At 67.5% G+C, this 25,116-nt stretch carries 22 protein-coding genes; 7 read left to right on the top strand and 15 right to left on the bottom strand.

Annotated features, from left to right (window positions below):
* Positions 1–215: 215 nt before the first annotated feature.
* Together GU920_RS13435 and guaB are read right to left on the bottom strand one after the other, a co-directional pair.
* Positions 216–1,646: a S8 family serine peptidase gene (locus tag GU920_RS13435; protein ID WP_161767602.1), complete on the bottom strand. Its 1,431-nt coding sequence runs from the start codon at positions 1,644–1,646 to the stop codon at positions 216–218.
* A 189-nt stretch (positions 1,647–1,835) separates the two neighbouring features.
* Complete coding sequence (gene guaB, locus GU920_RS13430) at positions 1,836–3,284, bottom strand: IMP dehydrogenase (protein WP_161767601.1); 1,449 nt, start codon at positions 3,282–3,284, stop codon at positions 1,836–1,838.
* 165 nt (positions 3,285–3,449) lie between these two features.
* Here guaB and GU920_RS13425 point away from each other — a divergent pair, with 165 nt between their 5' ends.
* A complete protein-coding gene (locus GU920_RS13425; RefSeq protein ID WP_161767600.1) occupies positions 3,450–4,148 on the top strand; it encodes a type 1 glutamine amidotransferase in 699 nt (232 codons plus the stop codon).
* A gap of 146 nt (positions 4,149–4,294) precedes the next feature.
* Here GU920_RS13425 and GU920_RS13420 read toward each other — a convergent pair whose 3' ends face one another.
* Positions 4,295–5,206 carry a TDT family transporter gene (locus tag GU920_RS13420; protein ID WP_235933297.1) on the bottom strand — a complete coding sequence of 304 codons (912 nt, stop codon included), beginning with the start codon at positions 5,204–5,206 and terminating at the stop codon, positions 4,295–4,297.
* A 150-nt stretch (positions 5,207–5,356) separates the two neighbouring features.
* On the bottom strand, positions 5,357–6,136 hold the full coding sequence (locus tag GU920_RS13415) for a phytanoyl-CoA dioxygenase family protein (protein ID WP_161767598.1): 780 nt from the start codon (positions 6,134–6,136) through the stop codon (positions 5,357–5,359).
* Between the two features lie 88 nt (positions 6,137–6,224).
* On the opposite strand from GU920_RS13415, the gene GU920_RS13410 reads away from it, so the two are divergent.
* Together GU920_RS13410 and speB are read left to right on the top strand one after the other, a co-directional pair.
* On the top strand, positions 6,225–7,142 hold the full coding sequence (locus GU920_RS13410; RefSeq protein ID WP_161767597.1) for a LysR family transcriptional regulator: 918 nt from the start codon (positions 6,225–6,227) through the stop codon (positions 7,140–7,142).
* A gap of 4 nt (positions 7,143–7,146) precedes the next feature.
* Entirely contained in the window at positions 7,147–8,109 is a 963-nt protein-coding gene (gene speB, locus GU920_RS13405; RefSeq protein ID WP_161767596.1) for an agmatinase, read from the top strand.
* Between the two features lie 114 nt (positions 8,110–8,223).
* On the opposite strand, the gene GU920_RS13400 is transcribed toward speB, so the two are convergent.
* The 5 genes from GU920_RS13400 to GU920_RS13380 all read right to left on the bottom strand — a co-directional run bounded on the left by GU920_RS13400 (position 8,224) and on the right by GU920_RS13380 (position 14,567).
* The gene (locus GU920_RS13400) at positions 8,224–9,309 is read right to left on the bottom strand and encodes an ABC transporter ATP-binding protein (RefSeq protein ID WP_161767595.1); all 1,086 of its coding nucleotides are present in this window, start codon (positions 9,307–9,309) and stop codon (positions 8,224–8,226) included.
* Positions 9,310–9,324: 15 nt separating this feature from the next.
* Complete coding sequence (locus GU920_RS13395; protein ID WP_161767594.1) at positions 9,325–10,950, bottom strand: alpha-amylase family glycosyl hydrolase; 1,626 nt, start codon at positions 10,948–10,950, stop codon at positions 9,325–9,327.
* 13 nt (positions 10,951–10,963) lie between these two features.
* Entirely contained in the window at positions 10,964–12,094 is a 1,131-nt protein-coding gene (locus GU920_RS13390; RefSeq protein WP_161767593.1) for a carbohydrate ABC transporter permease, read from the bottom strand.
* Entirely contained in the window at positions 12,094–13,086 is a 993-nt protein-coding gene (locus GU920_RS13385; protein ID WP_161767592.1) for a carbohydrate ABC transporter permease, read from the bottom strand. The genes GU920_RS13390 and GU920_RS13385 overlap by 1 nt, the downstream gene beginning before the upstream one ends.
* 128 nt (positions 13,087–13,214) lie before the next feature.
* Entirely contained in the window at positions 13,215–14,567 is a 1,353-nt protein-coding gene (locus GU920_RS13380) for an ABC transporter substrate-binding protein (protein ID WP_161767591.1), read from the bottom strand.
* Between the two features lie 263 nt (positions 14,568–14,830).
* On the opposite strand from GU920_RS13380, the gene GU920_RS13375 reads away from it, so the two are divergent.
* Genes GU920_RS13375 through GU920_RS13365 form a run of 3 tightly spaced genes read left to right on the top strand, consistent with a single transcriptional unit; the run spans position 14,831 to position 18,196 of the window.
* Positions 14,831–15,874 (top strand): substrate-binding domain-containing protein, encoded by a 1,044-nt coding sequence (locus GU920_RS13375; RefSeq protein ID WP_161767590.1) that lies wholly within the window; start codon positions 14,831–14,833, stop codon positions 15,872–15,874.
* A 1-nt stretch (position 15,875) separates the two neighbouring features.
* A complete protein-coding gene (locus GU920_RS13370) occupies positions 15,876–17,195 on the top strand; it encodes a GH1 family beta-glucosidase (protein ID WP_161767589.1) in 1,320 nt (439 codons plus the stop codon).
* Between the two features lie 23 nt (positions 17,196–17,218).
* The gene (locus GU920_RS13365; protein ID WP_161767588.1) at positions 17,219–18,196 is read left to right on the top strand and encodes a glucokinase; all 978 of its coding nucleotides are present in this window, start codon (positions 17,219–17,221) and stop codon (positions 18,194–18,196) included.
* Between the two features lie 107 nt (positions 18,197–18,303).
* Here GU920_RS13365 and GU920_RS13360 read toward each other — a convergent pair whose 3' ends face one another.
* Positions 18,304–18,966 carry an alpha/beta hydrolase gene (locus tag GU920_RS13360; protein ID WP_161767587.1) on the bottom strand — a complete coding sequence of 221 codons (663 nt, stop codon included), beginning with the start codon at positions 18,964–18,966 and terminating at the stop codon, positions 18,304–18,306.
* Positions 18,963–19,595, bottom strand: coding sequence for a DNA-3-methyladenine glycosylase family protein (locus GU920_RS13355; RefSeq protein WP_161767586.1), 633 nt, complete (start codon positions 19,593–19,595; stop codon positions 18,963–18,965). The genes GU920_RS13360 and GU920_RS13355 overlap by 4 nt, the downstream gene beginning before the upstream one ends.
* A 340-nt stretch (positions 19,596–19,935) precedes the next feature.
* Between GU920_RS13355 and GU920_RS13350 the strand changes: the two genes are divergently transcribed.
* On the top strand, positions 19,936–21,156 hold the full coding sequence (locus tag GU920_RS13350; RefSeq protein WP_161767585.1) for an MFS transporter: 1,221 nt from the start codon (positions 19,936–19,938) through the stop codon (positions 21,154–21,156).
* 26 nt (positions 21,157–21,182) lie between these two features.
* Here GU920_RS13350 and GU920_RS13345 read toward each other — a convergent pair whose 3' ends face one another.
* The 4 genes from GU920_RS13345 to cimA all read right to left on the bottom strand — a co-directional run bounded on the left by GU920_RS13345 (position 21,183) and on the right by cimA (position 25,016).
* On the bottom strand, positions 21,183–21,719 hold the full coding sequence (locus GU920_RS13345; RefSeq protein WP_268894642.1) for a Hint domain-containing protein: 537 nt from the start codon (positions 21,717–21,719) through the stop codon (positions 21,183–21,185).
* Positions 21,720–21,877: 158 nt separating this feature from the next.
* Complete coding sequence (locus GU920_RS13340) at positions 21,878–22,672, bottom strand: squalene/phytoene synthase family protein (protein WP_328799275.1); 795 nt, start codon at positions 22,670–22,672, stop codon at positions 21,878–21,880.
* Positions 22,660–23,382: a class I SAM-dependent methyltransferase gene (locus GU920_RS13335; protein WP_161767583.1), complete on the bottom strand. Its 723-nt coding sequence runs from the start codon at positions 23,380–23,382 to the stop codon at positions 22,660–22,662. Before GU920_RS13335 ends, GU920_RS13340 begins: the two co-directional genes overlap by 13 nt.
* On the bottom strand, positions 23,382–25,016 hold the full coding sequence (gene cimA, locus GU920_RS13330) for a citramalate synthase (RefSeq protein WP_161767582.1): 1,635 nt from the start codon (positions 25,014–25,016) through the stop codon (positions 23,382–23,384). Before cimA ends, GU920_RS13335 begins: the two co-directional genes overlap by 1 nt.
* Positions 25,017–25,116 lie beyond the last annotated feature (100 nt).

Here is a 25,116-nt window from a genome sequence, read left to right as displayed (position 1 = left end):
GCACCCCCTCCAGGACCAAGCGCACGCATGACCCCACCGCCCGCGCCACCCTCTCGCCCACGGCCATCCCACCGCAACCCGCCCCCCTTGCACCAAACGCCCCCCCCGCACCGCGCCGATCAGCCCGCGCCGCCCTGCCAAAAACAAAGGCGCGGATGGCTTCCACCATCCGCGCCCTGCCTCTCCACCACCTGCCTCCACCCCCCGGGGGCGGCTCAATCCGACAGCGGCGCTGCCATCGCGCACAGGTCCGCCACATCCAGAAGCCCGGCCCCGAACACGTCATCCGGCCCCTCTGCCCCGATGTCGCGCGCCCGTGACTTGAGCTCTTCTGCCACCTGCGCCGCCGTCAGCGTCGGGTTCTGCGACAACAGCACCGCCGCCGCCGCCGTCACGAAAGGCACCGCATAAGACGTCCCCGTCTTGCCCCGCGCCCCCCGGATCGACGTCGCGGCCAGAAGCCCAACCCCCGGCGCCGCCAGGTCAATATGCGCGCCCCGCTGCGCCCCGCGATAGACGCGCCCGCGCGCATCCACCGCCGTCACCGCAATCACCCCGGGATGCGCCGCAGGCCAGGCGGGCGGGGCGTCCGGCCCGGCATTGCCGGCCGCCGCCACGATCACCGCGCCCTCTGGCCCGGTCATCCGATCCAGCACCACCGTCAGCGCGTCATTCTCCGGCCCGGCCAGCGACAGGTTCATCACCCGCACCCCTTGCGCGCTCAGCACATCAAGGCCCCGCATCAGCGCGGTCACATCGGCGCGCTCGTCGCTGCCCGCTTTCGAGAACACATCCACCGCGATCACCTCCGCCTCGCGGATCAGCCCCGGCACGCGGCTTCCCTCCGTCCCGATCAACAGCGAGGCAACCGCCGTGCCATGAACCGCCGCCGAAGGATCCTGCCCCTCATCCGCCATACGCAGCACATCCAGCCGGGCGCCCGTCAGGATATCATGCTCGGCATTGACCCCGGTATCGATCATCCCCACCGGCAGCGACACGCGGCAGGTCTCGGACCGCTCCGCAGGCCACGAGATCAATTCCAGCGCCGGACAGTTCTCGGGCGCGCAGGCGGCCGCATCGGTCACAGCCTCGGCCTCCGCCTGGCCGGGGCGATAGAAATGGTTGAAATCCGCGTCCTCCCCCCCCGGCAGGGCGCGCACGCGCTCGCGCGCCGCCTCCAGCCCCAGCGCGGGCGGCACCCGCAGCCGCGTCACCGCCACCCCGAGGTTCTCTAGCTGCTGCTCGGCGATCAGCGTGAACCCCTCGCCCTGCAACTGGGCCAGTGTCTCGGGCGAAAGATCGGTCACCACCACTTCATCCGGCACGCGGACCGGGGGCGGCGGCGCTGCCGGGGCCGCGGCCCGCGGACGCTGCCCACGGCGCGAGAAATCCGTCCCGCCCCCACCCCCGGCACGGGCGCTGTCATCGTCGTCATCGTCATCATCATCGTCGTCGTCGCTGTCGTCGTCACTGTCGTCGCTGTCGTCGCCACCATCGTCCCCGCCATCATCCCCGCCGTCACTGTCCTGCGCCCAGGCCGCCCCACCGAGGGACGCCCCCTCAAGCGGCAGCAGCGACGGGGCAGGCACGATCAGCGTTGAAAGCAAAAGCGCGGCAAGCAGGCGATGGGTGACAGGCGGCATGGCGTTTCCAATGACGTAGGGCGTGACCGATTTTGCATCACAACGCGCGGCCGCGCTTCTTTATTCCACCGCTGGACATAAATTATCATATCAATAAGAAAAGGGGGCGGCAGGCACTCCGCCCACCGCCCCCCGTCCTCTTGCAGATCTTGCCCTCTTGCAGATCCTGCCGTCAGGCAAATCCCGCCCTCAGCCCACGCGATAATTCGGGCTTTCCCGCGTGATCTGCACATCATGGACATGGCTTTCCTTCAGCCCCGCCCCGGTGATCCGCACGAACTGGCACCGCGTCCGCATCTCGGCCACCGTCCGATTGCCGGTATAGCCCATCGCCGCCCGCAGGCCGCCCACCATCTGATGGATGACCGCCGCCGCGCTGCCCTTGTAGGGCACCTGCCCCTCGATCCCTTCGGGCACCAGCTTGTCGCTCGCCGCATCCTTCTGGAAATAGCGATCCGCCGATCCCCGCGCCATCGCGCCAAGACTGCCCATCCCGCGATAGGCCTTGAAGCTGCGCCCCTGCCACAGGATCACCTCGCCGGGGGATTCGTCCGTCCCCGCGATCGCGCTGCCCACCATCGCGCAGGACGCGCCCGCCGCAATCGCCTTGGCGAAGTCGCCCGAATACTTGATCCCGCCATCGGCGATCACCGGGATATCCCCCGCCGCGCGGGCCGCATCCATGATCGCCGTCAGCTGCGGCACACCCACCCCGGCCACGATCCGCGTCGTGCAGATGGACCCCGGCCCGATCCCCACCTTCACCGCATCCGCGCCCGCCCCGATCAGCGCGCGCGTGGCCTCGGCCGTGGCGACATTGCCCGCCACCACCTGCACGGTGTTGGACAGCGTCTTGATCCGCTCCACTGCGATCGCCACGCCCTCGCTGTGGCCATGCGCCGTGTCGATCACCACCATGTCGACACCGGCATCAATTAGTGCCTGGCTCCGCTCGAACCCCGCATCCCCCACGGTGGATGCCGCCGCCACGCGCAGCCGCCCCAGCTCATCCTTGCAGGCCTGCGGGTTCAGCACCGCCTTCTCGGTATCCTTCAGCGTCAAGAGACCCGTCAGCTTGCCCGTTCCATCCGTGACCAGCAGTTTCTCGATCCGCCGCGCCTTCATCAGGCTGATCGCCTGATCCCGGTCCACCGGTTCGCGCAGCACGGCCAGATTGTCTGCCGTCATCATCACCGAAACCGGGGTCCGGTCATCCTGCGCAAAGCGCATGTCACGGTTGGTCACGATCCCCAGCACGCGGCCCGCATCATCCACAACCGGAAAGCCCGTGATGTTGTAGCGCTCCATCAGCGCCTTGGCATCCGCAAGCGTCTGGTCAGGCGTCAGCGTGATGGGCTTGTAGACCACCCCGCTTTCGAACCGCTTCACCCGCCGCACTTCCGTGGCCTGCGCCTCGATATCCAGATTGCGATGGATCACCCCGATCCCGCCCGCCTGCGCCATGGCAATCGCCATCCGCGCCTCGGTCACCGTGTCCATCGCGCTCGACAAAAGCGGGATGTTCATGCGGATGGATTTGGTGACGAATGTCGTCGTGTCCGCCTCGCTCGGCAGCACGCTCGACGCGGCCGGAACCAGAAGGACATCATCAAAGGTAAGCGCCTCGCGAATCTCCATCACCGTCTCCGTGGGAATGTCCGTTTGGCGGTTCCCCATTTCACGCGCGCCGCAGGGATGCAAGGGCAATTCCCGGGCAATTCCCTGCCAAGGCCCCGGCTCCCGCCCCCTTGCACCCTCTCCGCCCCCGTGCAGAGTGTCGGGCCACAGCAACAGGAGGGCCCCTTGCGCGTCGCCATCGTCGAAAACACCCGCGTCACCCATCACGGACAGGTGGGCATCGCCCTGCACGAGGCGGCCGCAACCATCGACCTCTACAAACCCTTCGCCGATGGCCGCCTGCCCGAACCGGGCAGCTTCGATGCGCTTGTCGTCTTTGGCGGCGAACAATCCGCCCGCGATGACCACAGCCACCCCTACCTGCCCGCGCTGGCCCAACTCATGCGCGACAGCGGGGCCGCGGGGCACGCCGTCCTCGGCATCTGCTTGGGCTCGCAACTTCTGGCCCGCGGCCTTGGCGCCGAAAACCACCTCGGCACCGCGCCGGAATTCGGCTGGTGCGATGTCACGCTCACCGCAGCGGGGCGCGCCGACCCCGTGCTGTCGCACCTGCCCGCCACCTTCCCAATCTTCCAGTGGCACTCCGACACCTTCACCCTGCCCGAAGGCACCACCCATCTGGCCACGTCCGCCGTCGCCATGAACCAGTGCTTCCGCCTGAACCGCGCGACCTATGCGATGCAGTTCCATTTCGAGGCATCGCGCAGCGTGGTGGCCGACTGGAACCGCCAGTTCCCCGAGGCGGTGGAACGCAACCACCCCGGCTGGCTGGACCGCCACCATCCCGAACGCGCCCCCACCGTCGGCCCGCAGGCCGATGCCGCGGGCCTTGCCATCGCCCGGGCCTGGGTCGCGCTCATCTGACCCGCACAGCGGAATTTGACAAAAATTCCGCGCCGTTTTCTGACACAGAGAACGCCGCCCACCGTGGAACCTCGGAAAGACCCCGCTCAAGCCCCGGAATTTGCGTCAAATTCCGTCGCGAAATCTGCGTCAGATTTCGCCCCCTCTCACGCCTCCGCCGCATGGGTGCGCGCCGCCAACTGCCCGCTTCCCCACAGCGTCACCACCCGCCACGCGATCACCGGCACCACCGCCAGCACCAGAACCAGCACCACCATCCCCGCCACCTCGAACCCCGTCACGAACAGGGCGGCGGCATAGGCCGCCACGGGAAAAGTGAAAGCCGCCCACATCGCGCTGAACCCCGCCTCAAGCACCCAGCGGGCCGACACCACCAGCAGCGCCACGATCCCCGTCGCGATCGCCAGCGCCACCATCGGCAGAACCGGCACGCCGCCTTGCGTCCCCGTGACGGCCAGCAGCGCCGCCGGCGCGACATGCACGGCCAAAAGCGGGCGCAGCGGCGCAGGCGGGATGCGCCGCGCCAGTTGCACCGCGCTTACGCCCCAGATCACCACCGCCACCGCGCCACAGACCCAGAACAGCGCCAGCCCCAGCACAGGCCAGCCCACCCCCGGCGCGGCAAGGCCCCCCAGAATGAACCCCACAAAACTCAGATGCCAGCCGGGATTGACCCCGCGCCCCTCCGGCGGCAGGGCCAGCAGCACCCGGATCGTCAGAACCGCCAGCGCCAGATGCGCCAGCAGCGCCGCCACAAGCACCACCCGCGCGCCGCCCACCGCAAAGGGCGCCAGCGCCGCCGCAAGGGCCATCCCGCCCATGCTCGCCGCCGCCAGACCCATCCGCCCCGGCAACACCCGCAGATCGTCCAGAAGGACCGATCCCCGCCGCGCCATCTTGGCCCCATAGGCCAAGATGGCAAAGGCCCACAGACCCGCCACCGCCCCCAGCACAATCTCGGCCACTCCCCCCGGCAGCCCCGCCGCCGCAAGCCCCCGCCGCAGCGCAAGGCCCAGGCCGAACAGACCAAGGATCGCGGGAAACACCGCAGGCGGCATCCGCGCGAAAGGCGGCGCCTTTCGCGGCGGAAATTCCGGTGGCGGATAGATCTTCGGTCGCGGTCGCGCGCGCTCTGTCATGCCGGAAAGCCCCCCATCTTCCGCCCGCACCCTAGCGGTCGCGAAAGGCGCAGGCAAATCCCCCGCCCCTCACAGCAGATAGGGAAACCAATCCGCGCGCAGCCTGTCCCCCGGCTGCATCCCATGGCCCGGAAATGGCGGCGAGGTCGGCCCCGGCCGCGCCACATAGCGCGCATCATCCCCCACCAGCCGCAGGCTGAAGGCCCGCCGCCGCGTCGTGCTCGTATTGCCCCGCGCGCCATGCAGCGTGCGATAATGGAAGGCCACCGCATCGCCCGGCTCCATCTCCCATTCCAGCACCCGCATCCCTTCCGCCTCCGGGTCGGGAACCGGCATGTAATCGCCCGCCTCCGGGTAGAAATCCGTCTCGCTCATCCAGCGCGTGGGCAGCACGTCCTTCTCCCAAAGATGGCTTCCCGCCACACAGCGCAGGCTCGCCTCGCGCACCGGGTCCAGCGGCACCCAGAAGGAAACCGTCTGCCGCCCCTCGACGAAATAGTAAGGCCCGTCCGTATGCCATGGCGTGGCCTTGGTGGTGCCGGGCTCCTTGACCAGCACATGGTCGTGGAACAGCTGCACCCGCTCCGATCCCATCAGCCGCGCCGCCGCCGCCGCCGCGCCGGACGCGCGGATCACCTGCTCGAATTCCCCGATACGGGTCCAGTTGCAGTAATCGTCAAAGAACCGCCCCGCCTCGCCCGGCTTCAGCGTCGCCATCACCTGCGCGCTGGGCTCGGCCATGTTGCGCTCCACGCCTGCCCGCAACACCTTCACCCAATCGGCAAACAGCCCCTTCACCAGCACGACCCCATCCCGCTGATAGGCCGCGACCATCTCATCCGTCACCATCGCACCGCTCCGCTGCTATCCTCTCTCGACAACTGCCACGCCCCGGCGATAGCTTCCAATAATATGTTCCGATACCAGTCATAGGCCCATGATCCCCACCACCCTCCGCCAGATCGAATACGCCACCGCCACCGCCCGCTGCGGCGGCGTCACTGCGGCGGCCGAGGCGCTGAACGTCTCGCAACCCGCCCTCTCCGTCGCCCTCGCCCAGCTCGAACAGACGCTGGGCCAGCCCCTGTTCCTCCGCCGCCCCGGTGGCCGCATCACGCCCACCGCCTTCGGGCGCGGCTGGCTGGCCGAGGCGCAGGCCCAGCTGGACGCCCTCTCCCGCCTCATGTCGGGTGAAACCCCCGCCGCGCCGGTGCGGCTGGCCTGTTTCGAAGACCTCGCCCCCACGCTCCTCGCGCCCCTTCTGCGCAAACTCGCAACTGCGGCCCCCGACATCCGGCTTGAACCCGCCGTCCTGTCCTTTGAATCCATCGCAGAAGGCCTGCGTCAGGGCCGCGTCGATCTCGCCCTCACCTGGGATCTCGGCCTCGACAGCCTGACGGAAAAGACCGTGCTGATGCAGGTCGCCCCCCATGCCGTGATCGCCACCGACCACCCCCTCCTGCGCATGGCCAAGCGCGGCCTTACGCTCGAGGCCCTGTCGGAATACCCCCTCATCCTCGCCGATCAGGGCCTCTCGCTCGGCCATATGCGCGCGCTCTTCACCGCGCGCGGCCTGCCCTTCCAGATCGCCCACCGCACCGCCACGCTCGATCTGATGCGCAGCTTCGCGGCCAATGGCCTCGGCGTCGGGATCAGCTACACCCGCCCCCATGGCCGCCGCAGCCAGGATGGCGCGCGCCTCGCCACCCTGTCCATCACCGATGCCGGAACCGAACCCGTCATCCTTGCCCGCATGGCAGGCAACACCCTGCACCCGCCCGCCGCACGGCTGGCCGACCTGATCCCCGGCCTGCTGATCCAATCCGACCCCGACCAGACCGAAACGGACACCTGACCCCATGACTGGCAACACCTATGACACGGGCCGCCTGAACCTGCCCTTCGTCGGCATCTCCACCTTCGGCAAACGCCCCTATGTGGCCGACTGGTCCGCCATCGACGCCGATATCGCCATTCTCGGCGCGCCCTTCGATTTCGGCACCCAGTTCCGCGCGGGCGCCCGCTTCGGGCCACGCGCGGTGCGCGAAGCCTCCACCCTCTTCTCCTTCGGCCATGCCGGGGCCTATGACCACGAAGATGACTGCACCTATCTCGGCCCCGATGTGCGCATCGTGGATATCGGCGATGCCGACATCGTCCACACCGATACCGAAACCAGCCACGCCAATATCGAAACCGGCGTCCGCGCCATCCTCAAGGCCGGCGCCCTGCCCGTGACGATCGGGGGCGATCACAGCATCAACATCCCCTGCATCCGCGCCTTTGATGATCAGGGTCCGATCCACATCCTGCAGATCGACGCCCATCTCGATTTCGTGGATATCCGCCATGGCGTCCGCCACGGCCACGGCAACCCGATGCGCCGCGCGGCGGAACGGCCCTACGTCACCGGCATCACCGCGCTCGGCATCCGCAATGTCTCCTCCACCACCAAGGAAGGCTATGACGCCGCCCGCGCCATGGGCGACGACATCCTGTCGGTCCGCCAGGTCCGCAAACTGGGGCCCGCGGCCACTGCCGCCCGCATCCCCCCCGGCGCCCGGGTCTATGTCACCATCGACATTGATGGCTTCTGCCCCTCCATCGCGCCCGGCACCGGCACGCCCAGCCATGGCGGCTTCCTGTACTACGAGGTGCTCGAAATCCTCCAGAAGGTTGCCCAGAGCCATGACATCGTGGGGATAGACCTGGTCGAGGTTGCCCCCGATTACGACCGGGACGGCACCACCGCCATCCTCGCCGCCCAAGTTCTCTTGAACTTCCTCGGCTTCATCTTCCACGCCCGCGCAAAGCGAGGGTGAGCCAAACCAAAAGGGCAGGACCAAGCGCCCTGCCCCTTCATCTTGGCCCAAATACCCAAGAACGCACCCCATCCGCAAAGGCTGCGGCTGGCAGGACATCTCCCATGCCCGCGCTCACCGATAAAGCAGCGATTCCCCGTTCGCAAAGAGATGCACCTTGTGCGCCGCCGCCGACAGCGTCACCGTCTTGTGGCGCAGATCGGCATGGATGCCGGGCAGCTTTGCCACCACCTGCGCCGCGTCCCCCTGCCGCTTGAAGTAAAGCAGCGTCACCTCGCCCAAGGCCTCGGTGATCTCCACCTCGCCGGTGAACATACCCTCTTCAGGGGTTTCCAGAAAATCCTCGGGCCGCACGCCCACATTCACCCGCAACCCCATGTCAGAGGCTTCCGTCGGCACCGATGACCGCGCGATCCCGCCATTGTCCAGCCGCACCACCGTCTGCGCCCCGGTCGCGATCACCTGCCCGGGCAAAAGGTTCATCGCCGGGCTGCCGATGAACTGCGCCACGAACTCGTTCCGCGGCCGCTCATACAGTTCCAGCGGCGCCCCCACCTGGCTGATCCCGCCGCCTGCCAGCACCACGATGCGGGATGCCAGCGTCATCGCCTCCACCTGATCATGGGTCACATAGATCATCGTGGAATTTGGCATCTGCTCCTTCAGCTGCGCGATCTCGATCCGCGTCGCCACCCGCAGCGCTGCGTCCAGATTCGAAAGCGGCTCGTCAAAGAGATAGACCTTGGGATCGCGCACGATCGACCGCCCGATCGCCACCCGCTGCCGCTGCCCACCCGAAAGCGCCTTGGGCAGACGGTCCAGATAGGGGGTCAGCTGCAGGATCTTCGCGGCCTTCTCCACCGCCGCATTGATCTCGGCCGCGCTCTTCTTCGCGATCTTCAGGGCAAAGGCCATGTTGTCCCGCACCGTCATGTGCGGGTACAGCGCGTAAGACTGGAACACCATCGCAATGCCGCGCTGGGCGGGCGGTATGTCGTTCATCCGCACCCCGTCGATGGAAAAGTCGCCCCCCGTGATCCGCTCCAGCCCCGCGATCATCCGCAAAAGCGTCGATTTCCCACAGCCCGAGGGGCCGACAAACACGATCAATTCGCCCGTCTTGATATCAAGGTTGATGTCACGCAGGACACGCACCTCGCCATAGGCCTTCTCGACATTGACCAGCTTCAGATCCGCCATGCCCGTCCCTCCCCCTCAAACCTTCTTCACGATGGCACAGCCCCATCCGGGCAATTCCACCCCATTGCCTACGGGCGCGATGCTCCCCACGGCTTCCCCGATCCGCTCCCAATGCCCCGCAGGCAGCGCCACCCGCGCCGGGGCCTCGCCCAGATTGAAGGCGCAGAAAATCTCGCTCCCGCCCGACCGGGTGAAACTGAACACATCCCCCTCGGCCCGCCAGCCCGTCATCCGGCCCCGGGCAAAGGTCAGATGCCCCCGCCGAAAGGCCAGCAGGCTGCGGTAATGGTGCAGCATGGATCCCGGCTCCGCCTCCTGCGTCGCCACGGCCAGCGGGCGATGCGGCGCCGTCACCGGCAGCCACGCGCGCTCGGCGCTCGAGAATCCGCAAAGCCCGTTATCCGTGACCCAAGGCATCGGCGTCCGGCACCCGTCGCGCCCCTTGAACTCCGGCCAGAACTCGATCCCGTAAGGATCCTGCAACTCCTCAAAGGCGATCTCGGCTTCCGGCAGCGCCAGTTCCTCGCCCTGATACAGGCAGACCGACCCGCGCAGACACATCAGCATCGTCGCGTAAACCCGGGCAGCAGCGTCCGAAAGCCCCCAGCGCGTCACATGGCGCACGGTATCGTGGTTCGAATAGGCCCAGCAGGGCCAGGCATCCGGCGCCGCCGCCGCCAGCCGATCGAACACCGCCGCCGCCGACCGCGCCGTCAACCGCGCCGGTTGCAGCATCTCGAACGGATAGCACATCTGCACCTTGTCCCCGCCCGAGGTATATTCGGCCATGATCTCCAGCCCCCGCTGGGCATCGCCCACCTCGCCCACCGCCGCCGCGCCAAAAGGCTCCAGCACCGCGCGGAATTTCCGCAGGAAATCAAGGTTTTCCGGCTGGTTTTTCGAGAACAGATGCAACTGGTGGTTATAGGGGTTCACGCTGGGCGCGATACTGTCATTGCGCAACTCGGGCGGCAGCGCGGGATTGTCCCGCAAATACTTGTCAGCAAAATAGAAATTGATCGTATCCAGCCGGAACCCGTTCACCCCCCGCGCCAGCCAGAACCGCGCCACATCCAAAAGCGCCTCCTGCACCGGCGCGTGATGCAGGTTCAGGTCCGGCTGGCTGGTCAGGAAGTTGTGCAGATAATATTGCTGCCGCCGCCCGTCCCATTGCCACGCCGACCCGCCAAAGACCGACAGCCAGTTGTTGGGCGCCGTCCCGTCGGGCTTCGGCTCCGCCCAGACATACCAATCCGCCTTGGCATTGCCCCGGTCCTTCCGGCTTTCCCTGAACCAAGGATGCTGGTCACTGGTATGCGACAGCACGAGGTCGATCATCACCTTCAGACCCAACTCGCGCGCCTGCGCCACTACCCGGTCGAAATCGGCCAGCGTCCCGAACATCGGATCGACGTCGCAATAGTCGCTCACGTCATAGCCGAAATCCTTCATCGGGCTGGTGAAGAACGGGCTGATCCAGATCGCATCCGCCCCCAGCCCCGCGATATGCGGCAGCCGCTCCACGATGCCGCCCAGATCGCCCACCCCGTCGCCATTGCTGTCCTGAAAGCTGCGGGGATAGATCTGATAGATCACCGCGCCCCGCCACCAGTCGGCATCCCCGCCGATCACATCTGTCATCGTCCTGTCTTTCTCACTTCACCGATCCGGCCAACAAGCCGCGGACCAGATATTTCTGCATGGCGAAGAACACCGCCAACGGCACCGCGATGCTGATGAAGGCCGAAGCCGCAAGGATTTCCCAATCCCCGCCGCGCGATCCCATCAACTCCTTCAACTGCCCCGTCATCACCAACTGATCCTGCGTCGATCCCAGAAAGACCAGCGCCACCAGCAGGTCGTTCCACGTCCATAGGAACTGAAAGATCGCAAAGGACGCCAGGGCCGGGAAAGACAGGGGCAGGATGATCTTCAGGAAAATCTGGAAATCCGTCGCCCCATCCACCCGCGCGCTCTCGATGATGTCGCGCGGCAACCCGGCCATGTAGTTGCGCAAGAGGTATATCGCCAAGGGCAGGCCAAAGGCCGTATGCGCCAGCCATATCCCCAGATAGCTCTTCCCGATCCCCGCCTTCAGATGCAATTGCAACAGCGGGATCAGCGCCAGCTGCAACGGCACCACCAAAAGCCCCACCACAGCCGCAATCAGCAGCGCCCGCCCGGGAAAATCCATCCATGCCAGCGCATAGGCCGCGAAAGCCGCCACAAGGATCGGGATCACCGTCGCCGGGATCGACACCGTCAACGTGTTCAGAAACCCGCGCCCCAGCCCTTCGGCATTCAGAACGCGCGCGAAATTCTCGGTCGTGAAGGTCGGCGGCTGGGTCGTGGTCACAAAGATGCGCTCGCCCCGCGTCCCTTCGAACGGCGTGGCCGAGGTCAGCCGATAGCTGCCATCCTCCGCCACCGTCAGCTCATAGCCGTCATTCGTCTGCGCCACCTCGCCCGCCGCAAAGGCCCCCGGCTCGCGCGAGGTGATGCCAAAGGCGCTCACCACCCCGCCACCGCCCTCGAACACATTGCCCGCGATCACGAACAGCCCGCCCTCCTGCACCGCCGTATCCGGGGCGCCCGCGCGGTATTGCATCGTGGCCTCCTGCGGGAATACCGACTGCCACCACCCCGATGACAGGATCTGATCCCGGTCCCGGAACGATGACACCAAAAGCCCGAAGGTCGGGATCGTCCAGAGCAGCACCAGCGCCACCGCGCACAGGTTCACCAGCCACGTCAGGCTCGACCTCTGGCCAACGATATTGTCCATCAGCGCATCTCCCTGCGGGCGTTCCGGATGTTCCAGATCATGATCGGCAACACCAGAAGCATGATCACGATGGCAATGGCCGAGGCGCGGCCGCTGTCCTGCCCGCGCACCAGCCAGTCATACATGTAATTGCCAAGGACCTGCGTCCCCCACTGCCCATTGGTCATGGTCAGCACGATGTCGAACACCTTCAGCACCGTGATGGTGATCGTTGTCCAGACGACAAGGATCGTCCCCCAGATCTGCGGCACCTTGATCTTGAAGAACAACTGCAGGGGCGATGCGCCGTCCAGAATGGCCGCCTCCACCGTCTCTTCCGGGATGCCCCGCAACGCGGCAGACAGGATCACCATGGCAAAGCCCGTCTGGATCCAGATCAGCACCACCATCAGCAGGAAGCTGTTCACGATCTCATGCGTCAGCCACGTCTCGGGCGCGCCGCCAAAGGCCTCCACGATCGCGTTCAACAGGCCGATCTGGTTCTGCCCCTCGGGGCGGAAATCATAGACGAACTTCCAGATCACCGACGCGCCGACAAAGGAAATCGCCATCGGCATGAAGATCATGGCCTTGGCGAAATTGCCCCAGCGGATGCGGTCCGTCACCGCCGCCGCCACCAGCCCGAAAAAGGTGGAAAAGGCCGGCACCACGATCAGCCACAGGATGTTGTTGCGCATCGACTCGATGAATTTCGGGTCGTTCACCATCCACACATAGTTGTCGGCGCCCACGAAGCGCTGGCCCCCCGCATCCATGACCGACAGGTAGATCGACCAGAACAGCGGATAGACCAGATACAGCGCCAGCAGGATCAGCGCAGGCAAGAGAAACAACCAAGGCCTGATCGCATTGGCCCGGTTGATGTTGCGGCTGATATTGGGGCCTGACGCCGGAAACAGCCGGTCCAGCAGAAGGTTGCTCGCAAAGAAATAAAGCAGGCACCCCCCCACCCCGATGACGATGGTCGTCGCCGCGCCGAAGAACTGTTCCATCTCTCAGACCCCCTCCCAAGGCGCCCAGATATCCGTGCCCGCGCACAGGCCGCCGCCGTCAGGGGGCCGCAGCGCGCACAGGCACAAGGGGAAAGGCCCGCCGCACCCCGCGGCGGGCCGATCCTGCGTTACTGTATGGAATCCCAGGTGGACTGGATCGAATCCGCCACCTCCTGCGCCGAGGCACCGCCCACGAAATCGACCATGCCCGTCCAGAACACGCCCGCCCCCACGCCGCCCGGCATAAGGTCCGATCCGTCAAAGCGGAACGTCGTCGCATTCAGCAGGATGTCGCCCATCTTCTTCAGCGTCGGATCGCCATAAAGATCGGTATTCACCCCCTTATGCGGCGTCAGGAACCCGGTCTGGTTCATCCAGACCTCATGCGCGATGGGCGTGGTCAGGAATTCGATGAAGGCGCGGCCCGCTTCCGATTCCTTCATCAGACCCATGGTCGTGCCGGCACCCAGCACCGGCTGACCCAGATCCTGCTCGGCGAAGGCGGGGAAGTAGAAGAAATCCGCATCCTCCCCGATCACCGTGCCTTCGGGGAAGAAGGACGGGATGAACGACGCCTGACGGTGCATGTAGCATTGCGGCGGCGAGGTGAACAAACCCTTCGGGCTGTCCCGGAAATCGGTCGAGGCCACCGAACCCGCCCCGCCCGACACATAGGCATCGGTCTTGGCGAAGGCACCGAACTGCTCGATCGCGTTCACCACGATCGGATCGTTGAACTTCAACTCGTTCGACACCCACTTGTCATAGTTCTCGGGCGTGGTCGTGCGCAGCATCATGTCCTCGACCCAGTCGGTCGCAGGCCAGCCCGTCGCCCCGCCAGACCCCAGCCCGATGCACCACGGCACGCCACCATCGGCCACGATCTGATCGGTCAGCGCCTTCAGCTCCTCCATCGTGGAGGGCACTTCATACCCGGCATCCTCGAAATTCTCCGGCACATACCAGACCAGCGACTTCACATCGACCTTGTAGAAGAACCCAAAGGTCCCCACCGCCCCGTCCGCGCCGGGGAAGGTGACCAGATCCACCCAGGATTGCCCGGCGGCATAGTTGTCCTTGGTCCATTGCACGATCTCGGGCGACATGGGCAGCACCTGCCCCTTCGCCGCCATGCCGCGCACCAGCCCTGGCTGCGGAAAAACCGCCACATCGGGCGGCGATCCGGCCTCGGCGTCGATGACCACCTGCTGCTCAAACCCCTCCGCGCCGATATACTCCACATCCGCCCCGGTCGCGGCCTCGAAATAGGCGATCACGCTCTCAAACAGCGCCTGGTCCACGCTCAGCCACGGCCCCAGCACGGTGATCCGCTGGCCATCCAGATTATACTTCTCGTCAAAGGCGGCGTAGCTGTCCCAGTTGAACGCGCCCTCGCCGATCGGAAACTTCAAATCCTGTGCCGACGCGCCGCCGGACACAAGCGCAAGCGCCGCAGCGCCCGCGAGATACCTCGCCTTCATCTTAACCTCCCGATTCCCCGCCCTCTTGCGGGGCTTTAGCCAATCTCGGTCAGAATCGATTTCAAACCGCTTTGGATGCGAAAGACTTGCCCATCCCCTTGTTCAAGTCAATCCAAAGCGCAGCCCGAACAGGCATCGGCGGCCTCTGGCAGCCACTGGATAAAGCATTCGGCCCCGCCGCCTGCGCCGTTAATCTTTGACCTTGACACACCGCTTGTCTAACCTGCGCCCCGATTGAAACCGTTTTGGATGCGCGCGCTGCCATGAACCTCAAGGAACTGGCCACGAAGCTGGGCCTCTCGCCCACGACCGTCAGCCGCGCCCTCAACGGCTACCCCGAGGTGAACGAGGCCACGCGCGAACGCGTCATGGCCGCGGCCAAGCGTCACAACTACCGCCCCAACACCCGCGCGATCCGCCTTGCCACGGGGCGCGCGCTGGCGGTGGGCCATGTCATCCCCCTCGCCACCCGGCACGAAATCGTGAACCCCATCTTCGCCGATTTCATCGCCGGCGCGGGCGAAACCTATTCCCGCAACGGCTATGACATGATCCTCTCCGTCGTCCCTGACGAGGCCGAAGAACAGGCCTATCGCGACCTGAAATCCCGCGGCAGCGCCGATGGCGTGATCCTGCACGCCCCCCGCATGAACGACCCCCGCATCCCGCTCCTGCACGAAATCGGCCTGCCCTTCGTGGTCCACGGCCGGGCGACGGGGGCCGAACTGCCCTATTCTTGGGTGGATGTGAACAACCGCCGCGCCTTCCAGCGCGCGACCGAATTTCTGCTCGACCTCGGCCATGCCCGCATCGGCCTTGTGAACGGGCTCGAATTCATGGATTTCGCCATCCGCCGCCGCACCGGCTATGTCGATGCGCTGGCCGGGCGGGCCATGCCGATCGACCCCGCGCTGATGTCATCCGACGAGATGACGGAAATCTCGGGCTACCGCGCCGCCTCTGCCATGCTCGATGCGCCCGCGCCCCCCACGGCCTTCCTCGTCGCCTCCATGATCTCCGGCATGGGCGTGCGCCGCGCCATAGAAGAGCGCGGCCTGAAACTTGGCCGCGACATCTCGGTCATCATCCATGACGATGATCTGTCCTACATGAAGAACGGCGGCGACGTGCCGATCTTCACCGCCACCCGCTCCTCCGTGCGCGACGCGGGCCGCATCGCGGCCGAGATGCTGCTCTCCCTCATCGCCCAGCCCGGCGCAGGCCCCGAACACCGCCTGCTCGAGGCCGAGTTGATCATCGGCCAATCCACCGGCCCGGCCCCCCGCTCTCCTGCCCCCAAGGTCTGACATGCCCCTGTCCCGGTTCGACTTCCCCGAAGGCTTCCTGTTCGGGGCCGCCACCGCCGCCTATCAGATCGAAGGGTCGCGCTTTGGCGGCTGTGGCCCCTGCCATTGGGACACTTTCGCCGCGACCCCCGGCAACGTCCTGCGCGCCGACGATGGCGCCACCGCCTGCGACCATATCCATCACTGGCCCGCCGATCTCGATCTCCTCCGCGCGGCCAATATGGATGCCTACCGCTTCTCCACCTCATGGGCGCGCGTCATGCCCGATGGCGCGACGGTCAACCCCGAGGGCCTCGCCTTCTACGACCGTCTGGTGGACGGGATGCTGGAACGCGGGCTCAAACCCTTCCAGACGCTCTACCACTGGGAACTGCCCTCCGCGCTGGCCGACAAGGGCGGCTGGACGAACCGCGACACCTGCCACCGCTTCGCCGATTTCGCCGAAACCATCACCCGCCGCCTGGGCGATCGCGTGGCCTCCATCGCCACGATCAACGAACCCTGGTGCGTGGCCTGGCTTTCGCATTTCCTGGGCCACCACGCGCCCGGCCTGCGCGACATCCGCGCCGCCGCCCGCGCCATGCACCACATCCTGCTCGCCCATGGCCTTGCCGTGGAACGCCTGCGCGGCATGGGCCAGCCCAACCTCGGGATCGTGCTGAACTTCGACTATTGCCAACCCGCCTCGGACACGGCGCAGGACGTGCAGGCCGCCGCACGCGCCGATGGCATCTTCAACCGCTGGTTCATCGAAGCCATCACCCGCCGCAGCTATCCCGACATCGTGCTCGAAGGCCTCGCCCCCCACATGCCCGCCAACTGGCAGGATGACATGGCCCTCATCGGCCAGCCACTGGATTGGCTGGGGATCAACTACTACACCCGCCACATCCAACAGCACGTCCCCGGCGCGCCATGGCCCGCCACGCGCGATGTGACCGGCCCCCTGCCCAAGACGCAGATGGATTGGGAAATCTACCCCGACGGCCTGCACCATTTCCTCACCCGCATGGCGCGCGATTATGTGGGCGACCTGCCGCTCTATGTCACCGAAAACGGCATGGCCAATGCCGACCACCCCGACATCCCCGACACAATCCGCGAAGACTTCCTCTTCGCCCACCTCGCCGCCACCAAACGCGCCATCGCCGACGGCGCCAATGTGCGGGGCTTCTTCTACTGGTCGCTTCTGGACAATTACGAATGGGCGTTCGGTTACGAAAAGCGCTTCGGCCTTGTCCATGTCGACTTCACCACCTTGAAGCGCACCCCGAAAACCTCCTATCACGCCCTCGCCCGCGCGCTGGCGCGGAACGACTGATCCCGACCTCGACGGAGCGCAACATGACCCTCGCCATCCTCGCCGATATCGGCGGCACGAATACAAGGGTCGCCCTTGCCGATGGCACCACCGTGCGCGCCGACAGCGTCGCGCGCTATTCCAACGCCGAATACAAGGCCCGCGGTCAGGACATCGCCCATATCCTGCGCGACTACCTCACCACCACGGGCGCGCGCCCCGATGGCGTCTGCGTCGCCGCCGCAGGGCCGGTGCAGGACGGCGTGGCAAGCATGACCAACCTCGACTGGGTGATGGATGGCGCCAAACTCGGCGCCGCCACCGGCGCTGCCCGCGTGGCGCTTCTGAACGATCTGCAAGCGCAGGGCCATGCCTTGGGCCATATCGCGCCCGCCAACCTGCGAACCATCATCCCCGGCCCTGCCCAACCGGCGGCGCCCATGCTGGTCGTGGGTCTCGGCACCGGGGTCAACGCCGCCCCCGTCCACGGGCAGGGCGCCGCCCGCGTCGTGCCGCCTTCGGAATGTGGCCATGTCAACATGCCCGTCCGCAGCGAAGAAGACCTCCACCTCCTCCGCTTCATCGAGGCACGCCTCGCCGCACAGGGCGATGTCGCCCATTGTGGCGTGGAAGAGGTGCTCGCCGGGCGCGGGCTTGCCAACCTGCACGCCTTCGCCGCCCATCAGGCGGGCCAGCCCGGCGGCCTCACCTCGGCCGAGGTTCTGGCCGCCCTCGCCGCCGAAGACCCGGTCGCCATCCACGCCGCCGCGCTCTACACCCGCATCCTCGCGCAGGTGCTGGCCGATCTCGCCCTCATCCACCTGCCCTATGGCGGCATCTTCCTGATCGGCGGAATGTCCCGCGCCATGACCCCGCATTTCCCCCGCTTCGGCCTGACGGAAACCTTCCGCGAAGCCCGCCGCGTGGACCTGTTGCAGAAGGATTTCTCCGTCACCGTGGTGGAAGACGACTTCGCCGCCCTCACCGGCTGCGCGGCCTTCCTTCACGCCACCACCGCCTGATCCCGCTTTGGCAACAGAAAGGGGGGCCGTCTGCCCCCCTCGCCGCATCCGCGGCTCACCCCCCGAGGATTTTTTTGCAACGGGGAATGCAAGGCAGCGTATCGGCGCTATCCCGGAAGCCGCTCCTTCAGGAATTGCAAGGTCACGCCCAACCCATCCGGCGCGATCCCGTGGCCTGTGCCTTCCATGACATGGCCAAAGGTCTCGAACCCCGCCGCCACCAGCGCCTCTCCCGCCTTGCCCATATCGGCAAAAGGCACCACCGGATCCTGATCCCCATGCACCAGCAGCACCGGCGGCCTGACCACAGCCTCCGCCGCCAGCAGTTCCGGCACCAGCAGCCGACCCGAGATGGCCACCACCCCCGCCACAGCCGCCGCCCGGCGCGGGGCCACATGCAGGCTCATCATCGCCCCTTGCGAAAACCCCACCAGCGCCATCGCCTCCGGCCCCAGCCCCTCTTCCGCCAGTCGGGCATCGAGAAAATCGTTCAGCAGACGGACAGATCCCGCCATCCCCTCCCGCGCCGCCTCTTCCGAAGACCCGTCCAGCCACGGGATCGGAAACCACTGATAGCCAAAGGGATTGCCCACACAGCGCTGCGGCGCATCCGGCGCGACAAAGACCGTATCGGGCAGATGCGGCGCCAGCGCGTCGCCCAGCCCCAGAAGGTCCGCCCCATCCGCCCCATAACCATGCACGAACACGACAAGGGACCGCGCCGCCCCGCCCCCCGCCGCCGCCTTCCGCCCGAATGTCAAACCGCTCACCGGATGCCCTCCCGTTCCTTCGCCACCCGGTAGTAGGCCCACAAAAGCCGCGCCGCAACCGCCCGCCACGGCGACCACGCCTCTGCCATGGCCCGCAGCGCCCGCTCCGAAGGCCGCGCCTCCAGCCCGAACAGCAGCCGCGCCGCCTCCTGCAGCGCCAGATCGGCCGGCGCAAAGACATCCGCCCGCCCAAGCGCGAACATCGCATAGATCTCCGCCGTCCAGCGCCCGATCCCCGGCACCGCCACCAGCACCGCCACCACCTCTTCGTCGGGCAGGTCGCGCAGCGCAGCAAAGTCGATCTCCGCCCGCGCCAGTGCCTGCCCGTAACGCGCCTTCTGCCGCGACAGGCCCGCCGCCCGCAGCGCCGCGTCCGACGCGGCGGCCATGGCACCCGGATCACACAGCCCCGCCGCCTCCAGCCGCGCCCAGATCGCATTGGCCGAGGCGACCGAAACCTGCTGGCTCACGATCGCCGACAACAGCGCGCGGAACCCATCCTCCCGCCGCCGCAACGGCAAGGGCCCGGTCAGCGCCAGCGCCGCCGCAAAACGCGGCTCCCGCCCCGCCAGCCACGCCGCCCCTTCCGCCACACAGGCCTCAGTCCGGATGATCCGCCCCACCGCCATCTCGCCCCCCTGAACCGCCCCTTCACCTTGGCCCAAAAACCCCCGCCCCCGCCAGCCACCTCGCACCACGCCGCGCCATCCAGAACCAGTACGCCGCGCGGGGGGACCGCCGTCCCCCCGCACCCCCACCTCACACGTGCCACCCTCGCGCCCGGGTCACACAACCCCGCCACACCCAACCGCCCCTTCACCTTGGCCCAAATACCCCTGCCCCCACCAGCCACCCCACACCACGCCCGGCCCTCCAAGACCGGCAGGGGGGTCCCGGGGGGACAGCCGTCCCCCCGCCCCCCTCATTTCGCACTTGCCGCCGCCACGGCAAAGCGTAACCCTCTCCGCCATGACCGACAGCGCCGCCCCAACCGACCGCACCGCCCGACGCAACGTCCTCGTCCTCGTCGCCGCACAGGCCATCCTCGGCGCGCAGATGCCGATGATCTTCACCGTGGCAGGGCTCGCAGGCCAATCCCTCGCCCCCAATGCCTGCTGGGCCACCCTTCCCATCAGCGCCGCCGTCATCGGCTCCATGCTGACCGCCACCCCCATCTCCGCCCTCATGCAGCGCCATGGCCGCCGCGTGGGTTTCGCCATCGGCGCGCTGGGCGGGGGCATCGGCGGCGCGCTTGGCGCCTATGCGCTGTCCACGGCCAGCTTCACCCTCTTCGTCCTCGCCGCCTTCTTCACCGGCATCTACATGTCGGCCCAAGGCTTCTACCGCTTCGCCGCCGCCGACACCGCATCCGACGCCTACCGCCCCAAGGCCATCTCGCTCGTCATGGCGGGGGGCCTTCTCTCGGCCATCGTCGGCCCGCAACTCGTCAAACTCACGGCCGAGGCGATGGTGGTGCCCTTCCTCGGCACCTATCTCGCCATCATCGCGCTGAACGGCGTGGGTGTCTTCCTCTTCACCCTGCTCGACATCCCCAAACCCCGCCCCGCCACGGCAGACAGCCCCAGGGGCCGCAGCCGGGGCGAACTCATCCGCACCCCCGCCATCGCCGTGGCGATGATCTGCGCCACCGTCTCCTACGCGCTGATGAACCTCGTGATGACCTCCTCCCCCCTCGCCGTCGTGGGCTGCGGCTTCACCAGCGGGAACGCCGCGGATGTCGTCACCGCCCATGTGCTGGCCATGTATGCGCCCAGCTTTTTCACCGGCCACCTGATCGCCCGCTTCGGCGCCGAACGCATCGTCGCCACCGGCCTTGTCATCCTTGCCGGGGCGGGCGCGGTCGCCATCGCGGGGGTGGAGCTTGCCAATTTCTTCGCCGCCCTCGTCTTACTGGGCATCGGCTGGAACTTCGGCTTCATCGGCGCCACCACCATGCTGACCGCCCATCCCACGCCCGAGGAGAAGGGCCGCCTTCAGGGCCTCAACGATCTGGTGGTCTTCGGCGGGGTCACCCTCGCCTCGTTCTCGTCAGGCGGGTTGATGAACTGCTCGGGCGGATCCGTGCAGGCGGGCTGGCAGGCGGTCAATTTCGCCATGCTGCCCTTCCTCGTGCTGGCAGGCGGGGCGCTGATCTGGCTCTGGCTCAGCCCGCGCGCCAGCCGCGCCTGACGCCCGCCACCCCTGCCACCCCCGCCTCAGGCCGCCAGCGACAAAAGCCGTGCCTCCGACTCGCTCAGGGCCGGGCGCGACTCGCGCGCCGCATCGCCCACGGCCACCTGCAACCCTTCGATGACAAGGGCGCAGGCCGTCTCCACCCCGATCTCGAACCACATATCCGCAGGCGGCGCATCAATCAGCCGCAGGTCCGCGCCGTTCACCAGCGCGCCCAGCGGCGCCAGCGCCTCTTCCACCCCGAAATAGGCCGCCAGACGATCCCCCGCGACCACGATCATCTGATCGGGGGGCAGCAGCAGGGGCGCCGCCTGCCGCCCCCATCCCCGCGCCTCTCCCGTCACACAGACAACCTTGGCGCCCAGCTTCGCCACCATCCGCCGCGTAACGGACACAACCCGCACCGGACGCTCCCGACAGCAACTCACCAGATCGCCCGCCTCCAAGGCCTCGACCGCGCGCCAACCTGCGGGCGTCATCACCCGTGTCCCACGCAAGAAACCGCGCGGCGATGCGATCACATCCACGTCGGCTGGCAGAATTGGCGAAAGAATACTCATCCTGCAGTCCCTGCTGCCAGAGCGGCGGCATGCAGACGGGGCGCAATTGTCCCGCCACACCGATACCATGGCCGCCATCCTTGTTCTGAAACGGACGCAAATCAGGATTTTTAGGGGCAATTCACCCCAGATTGGGAAAAGATCTACGGAACCGGCGACTACAGCCCGCCGCGCCAGCCCGCGCGCAGCAGCCCCCAGCGGCGCGCGAACTCAGACAGATGCAACGTTCCCGCCGCCACCCGCGCCGGTTCCGCAGCAGCCAGCCGCAGGATCGGCCCGGCCTGCCACGCCGCCAGCGTCGCCGCCCGCTGCGGCGGCGCAAGCCCGCGCAACCCCGCCCGCGCGCCCTCAAGCCGCGCCAGCCCCGCCCGCGCCAGCGCCGCCACCGCCTCCGGCGCAGCATCCGGCAAGGGCACCCGCCCCCGCGCCTCAAGCTCCGGCACCGCCCGCAAAAAGCCCGCAAGGCCCGCCGCCCAGCCTGCGGCGCGCAAGCCGGCCTCGGCCTCCGCACCCGCGCCAAGCGCCCGCCCCGCCAACCACATCAGCCCGGCCCCGGTCTCCTCGAGATAGGCCTCCAGCGCCGCGCCATCGGCAAAGGGATCGCGATACACATCCCACCGCCGCGCCGCCACCAGCGCATCCAGCACCGCCCCCGGCAGCCCCGCCGTGCGGATCAGCACGGCCAGAGGCCCGGCCACCTCATGCGCCCGCACCGGGCGCCCCGCCTCGGCCTCGGTCACCACGTCCCGCCACCATTGCAGCCGCATCTCCGCAATCAGCGGCTCCTGCGTCACCCAAGGCGCGCGCGCAACTTCCAGATTGAAGGCATAAAGCACGAACAATCGCTCCCGCGCGGCGACGGGCGCCGCCATCACGGCGGCGAAACTGTCGGGATCGCCCCGCTCCACCAGCGCCGCGCAAGCCCCGATCGCCGCCGCGCTCAGCCCTTCCACCGCGCCACCGTCAAGAGATACCCCGTCTCGCCCCGCACCCACCGCCACAGCGCCGCCTCTGCCGCACAGACCTCCAGCATCGCCGTCAAGGCCGCATCTGCCCCCGGCCGCAGCGCCGCGATCCGCGCCTCCATCGGCCCGTAATAGGCCTCCCATGCCGCATCGCCCAAGGCCCGCGCACCAAGGCTTTCATACCCCGCCGCGGCCACGGCCGCCCCGATACCGGCCGCATCCCGCGCGGGATAGCCCTCCCAGAACCCCACCGCCGCCTTGGAGGGCGCATCGACAAAGACGCACGGCTCCGAAAAGGCCAGCACCCCGCCGGGCTTCAACGCCCCCGCCATCCGCGCCAACCCCGCCTCAAGCCCCAGAAAATACAGCGCCCCCGCACACCAGATCAGATCGAAAGGCCCCGCCGGATGGCGGGCCAGCGCCGCCATATCGGCCTCTTCCACCACCACCCGCGCTTCGCCCGCAAAGCGCGCCCGCATCTGCGCCACGAATCCGGGATGGCTGTCGATGGCCAGAACCCGCGCCCCCGGCAACGCCAGCAGCGCCGCCACATCGCCCCCGGAACCGGCCCCCGCATCGCAGATCGCCGCCCCCTCCGGCACCCCGGCCAGGGCCAGCGCCCAGGCCACGTCGCCCGCCTCCCCCGGCCCCTCGCGCGGCAGGTCGGAATGGACGGTGAAGAAACTGTCCCAATCCATCAGGCACCCAGACCCACGGGCTGGCCCACATCGCGGATCAACTTCCAGTTGATCGCATCCAGAAGCGCCTCGAAACTCGCATCCACGATATTCGCGCTCACCCCCACGGTGGACCAGCGCCGCCCCCGCGCATCCTCGCTGTCGATGATGACCCGCGTCACCGCCTCGGTGCCGCCCTGCGTGATCCGCACCTTGAAATCCACCAGCTTCATGTCGTCGATCACCGCCTGATAGGGGCCAAGGTCCTTGCCCAGGGCCTTGGCCAGCGCGTTCACCGGCCCCCGGTCGGTGCCTGTCTCATCCATCGACTCCGACACCGACAGCATCTTCCGCTCGCCGATCTTCACCACAACCACGGCCTCGGACAGGCTGACCATATCGTTGTACTTGTTCTTCCGCCGCTCCACCGTCACACGGTAGCGCTTCACCTCGAAGAACTCCGGCAGCAGCCCCAGTTCCGCCCGCGCCACCAGCTCGAAACTCGCCTGCGCCCCGTCATAGGCATAGCCCTGATCCTCGCGCGCCTTCACAACCTCCAGAATCCGCCCCAACCGCGCATCTTTCGGATCCACCTCGATCCCAGCCGCCGCAAGCCGCGCCCGCAGGTTCGACTGCCCGGCCTGATTGCTCATGGGGATCACGCGCTCATTGCCCACCACGGCCGGGTCCACATGCTCATAGGTGGACGGATCCTTCAGGATCGCGCTCGCATGCAGCCCCGCCTTATGGGCAAAGGCGCTCGCCCCCACATAGGGCGCGCTGCGCAAGGGCACCCGGTTCAGGATGTCGTCCAGCTGGCGGCTCACCCGCACCAGCCCCGCCAGCGCCTCGCGGTTCACCCCCACCTCGAACCGCCCCGCATAGGGCTCTTTCAGCAGCAGCGTCGGGATGATCGTCGTCAGGTTCGCATTGCCGCAGCGCTCCCCCAACCCGTTCAGCGTGCCCTGGATCTGCCGGCACCCCGCGTCCACGGCGGCCAGCGAATTGGCCACCGCATTACCGGTATCGTCATGGCAATGGATGCCCAGGCGATCCCCCGGCACGCCTGCCGCGATCACCTCGCCCACCACGCGCCCCACCTCGGCGGGCAGCGTCCCGCCATTGGTATCGCACAGCACCACCCAACGCGCCCCTGCCCCCAGCGCCGCGCGCAGACAGTCCAGCGCATAGGCAGGATCCGCCCGATACCCGTCAAAGAAATGCTCCGCATCAAACAGCGCTTCGCGCCCCCGCGCCACGCAATGCGCCACGCTGACCCGGATCGCCTCGACATTCTCCTCCAGCGTGCATCCCAGCGCGGTGGTCACATGAAACCCATGCGTCTTGCCCACCAGACAGACCGCTTCCGTCCCCGCATCCAGAACGGCAGCCAGCACATCGTCATTCTCCGCCGACCGCCCCACGCGCTTGGTCATCCCAAAGGCCGTCATCGCCGCCCGCGTCGGCGCGCGGCCCGCAAAGAACTCGCTGTCGGTGGGGTTCGCCCCCGGCCAGCCGCCTTCGATGTAATCCACGCCAAGCGCATCCAGCGCCGCCGCGATCACCCGCTTTTCCGCCGTGGAAAACTGCACCCCCTGCGTCTGCTGCCCGTCGCGCAGGGTCGTGTCGAACAGGTAAAGCCGCTCCCGGGTCACGCGCGCCCCTCCCCTTCATCTTGGCCCAAATACCCCGGGGGGGTCCGCCGCAGGCGGACGGGGGCAGCGCCCCCCCAAATTCCTTCGAAGGAATTTGCAA

Origin of the sequence: Paragemmobacter ruber, assembly GCF_009908315.1 — a bacterium.
In the GTDB taxonomy this organism is placed as follows: Bacteria; Pseudomonadota; Alphaproteobacteria; order Rhodobacterales; family Rhodobacteraceae; genus Paragemmobacter; species Paragemmobacter ruber.
The sequence above is the reverse complement of the archived record's forward strand: the minus strand, read 5'-3'. Positions and strand labels throughout refer to the sequence as shown.

Excerpts from the sequence above, each read along its gene's own strand:
- GU920_RS13435 (WP_161767602.1), bottom strand. The coding sequence starts at position 1,646 with ATGCCGCCTGTCACCCATCGCCTGCTTGCCGCGCTTTTGCTTTCAACG.
- guaB (WP_161767601.1), bottom strand. The coding sequence starts at position 3,284 with ATGGAGATTCGCGAGGCGCTTACCTTTGATGATGTCCTTCTGGTTCCG.
- GU920_RS13420 (WP_235933297.1), bottom strand. The coding sequence starts at position 5,206 with ATGCCGCCTGCGGTGTTTCCCGCGATCCTTGGTCTGTTCGGCCTGGGC.
- GU920_RS13415 (WP_161767598.1), bottom strand. The coding sequence starts at position 6,136 with ATGGTGACGGATGAGATGGTCGCGGCCTATCAGCGGGATGGGGTCGTG.
- GU920_RS13410 (WP_161767597.1), top strand. The coding sequence starts at position 6,225 with ATGATCCCCACCACCCTCCGCCAGATCGAATACGCCACCGCCACCGCC.
- speB (WP_161767596.1), top strand. The coding sequence starts at position 7,147 with ATGACTGGCAACACCTATGACACGGGCCGCCTGAACCTGCCCTTCGTC.
- GU920_RS13400 (WP_161767595.1), bottom strand. The coding sequence starts at position 9,309 with ATGGCGGATCTGAAGCTGGTCAATGTCGAGAAGGCCTATGGCGAGGTG.
- GU920_RS13395 (WP_161767594.1), bottom strand. The coding sequence starts at position 10,950 with ATGACAGATGTGATCGGCGGGGATGCCGACTGGTGGCGGGGCGCGGTG.
- GU920_RS13390 (WP_161767593.1), bottom strand. The coding sequence starts at position 12,094 with ATGGACAATATCGTTGGCCAGAGGTCGAGCCTGACGTGGCTGGTGAAC.
- GU920_RS13385 (WP_161767592.1), bottom strand. The coding sequence starts at position 13,086 with ATGGAACAGTTCTTCGGCGCGGCGACGACCATCGTCATCGGGGTGGGG.
- GU920_RS13380 (WP_161767591.1), bottom strand. The coding sequence starts at position 14,567 with ATGAAGGCGAGGTATCTCGCGGGCGCTGCGGCGCTTGCGCTTGTGTCC.
- GU920_RS13375 (WP_161767590.1), top strand. The coding sequence starts at position 14,831 with ATGAACCTCAAGGAACTGGCCACGAAGCTGGGCCTCTCGCCCACGACC.
- GU920_RS13370 (WP_161767589.1), top strand. The coding sequence starts at position 15,876 with ATGCCCCTGTCCCGGTTCGACTTCCCCGAAGGCTTCCTGTTCGGGGCC.
- GU920_RS13365 (WP_161767588.1), top strand. The coding sequence starts at position 17,219 with ATGACCCTCGCCATCCTCGCCGATATCGGCGGCACGAATACAAGGGTC.
- GU920_RS13355 (WP_161767586.1), bottom strand. The coding sequence starts at position 19,595 with ATGGCGGTGGGGCGGATCATCCGGACTGAGGCCTGTGTGGCGGAAGGG.
- GU920_RS13350 (WP_161767585.1), top strand. The coding sequence starts at position 19,936 with ATGACCGACAGCGCCGCCCCAACCGACCGCACCGCCCGACGCAACGTC.
- GU920_RS13345 (WP_268894642.1), bottom strand. The coding sequence starts at position 21,719 with ATGAGTATTCTTTCGCCAATTCTGCCAGCCGACGTGGATGTGATCGCA.
- GU920_RS13335 (WP_161767583.1), bottom strand. The coding sequence starts at position 23,382 with ATGGATTGGGACAGTTTCTTCACCGTCCATTCCGACCTGCCGCGCGAG.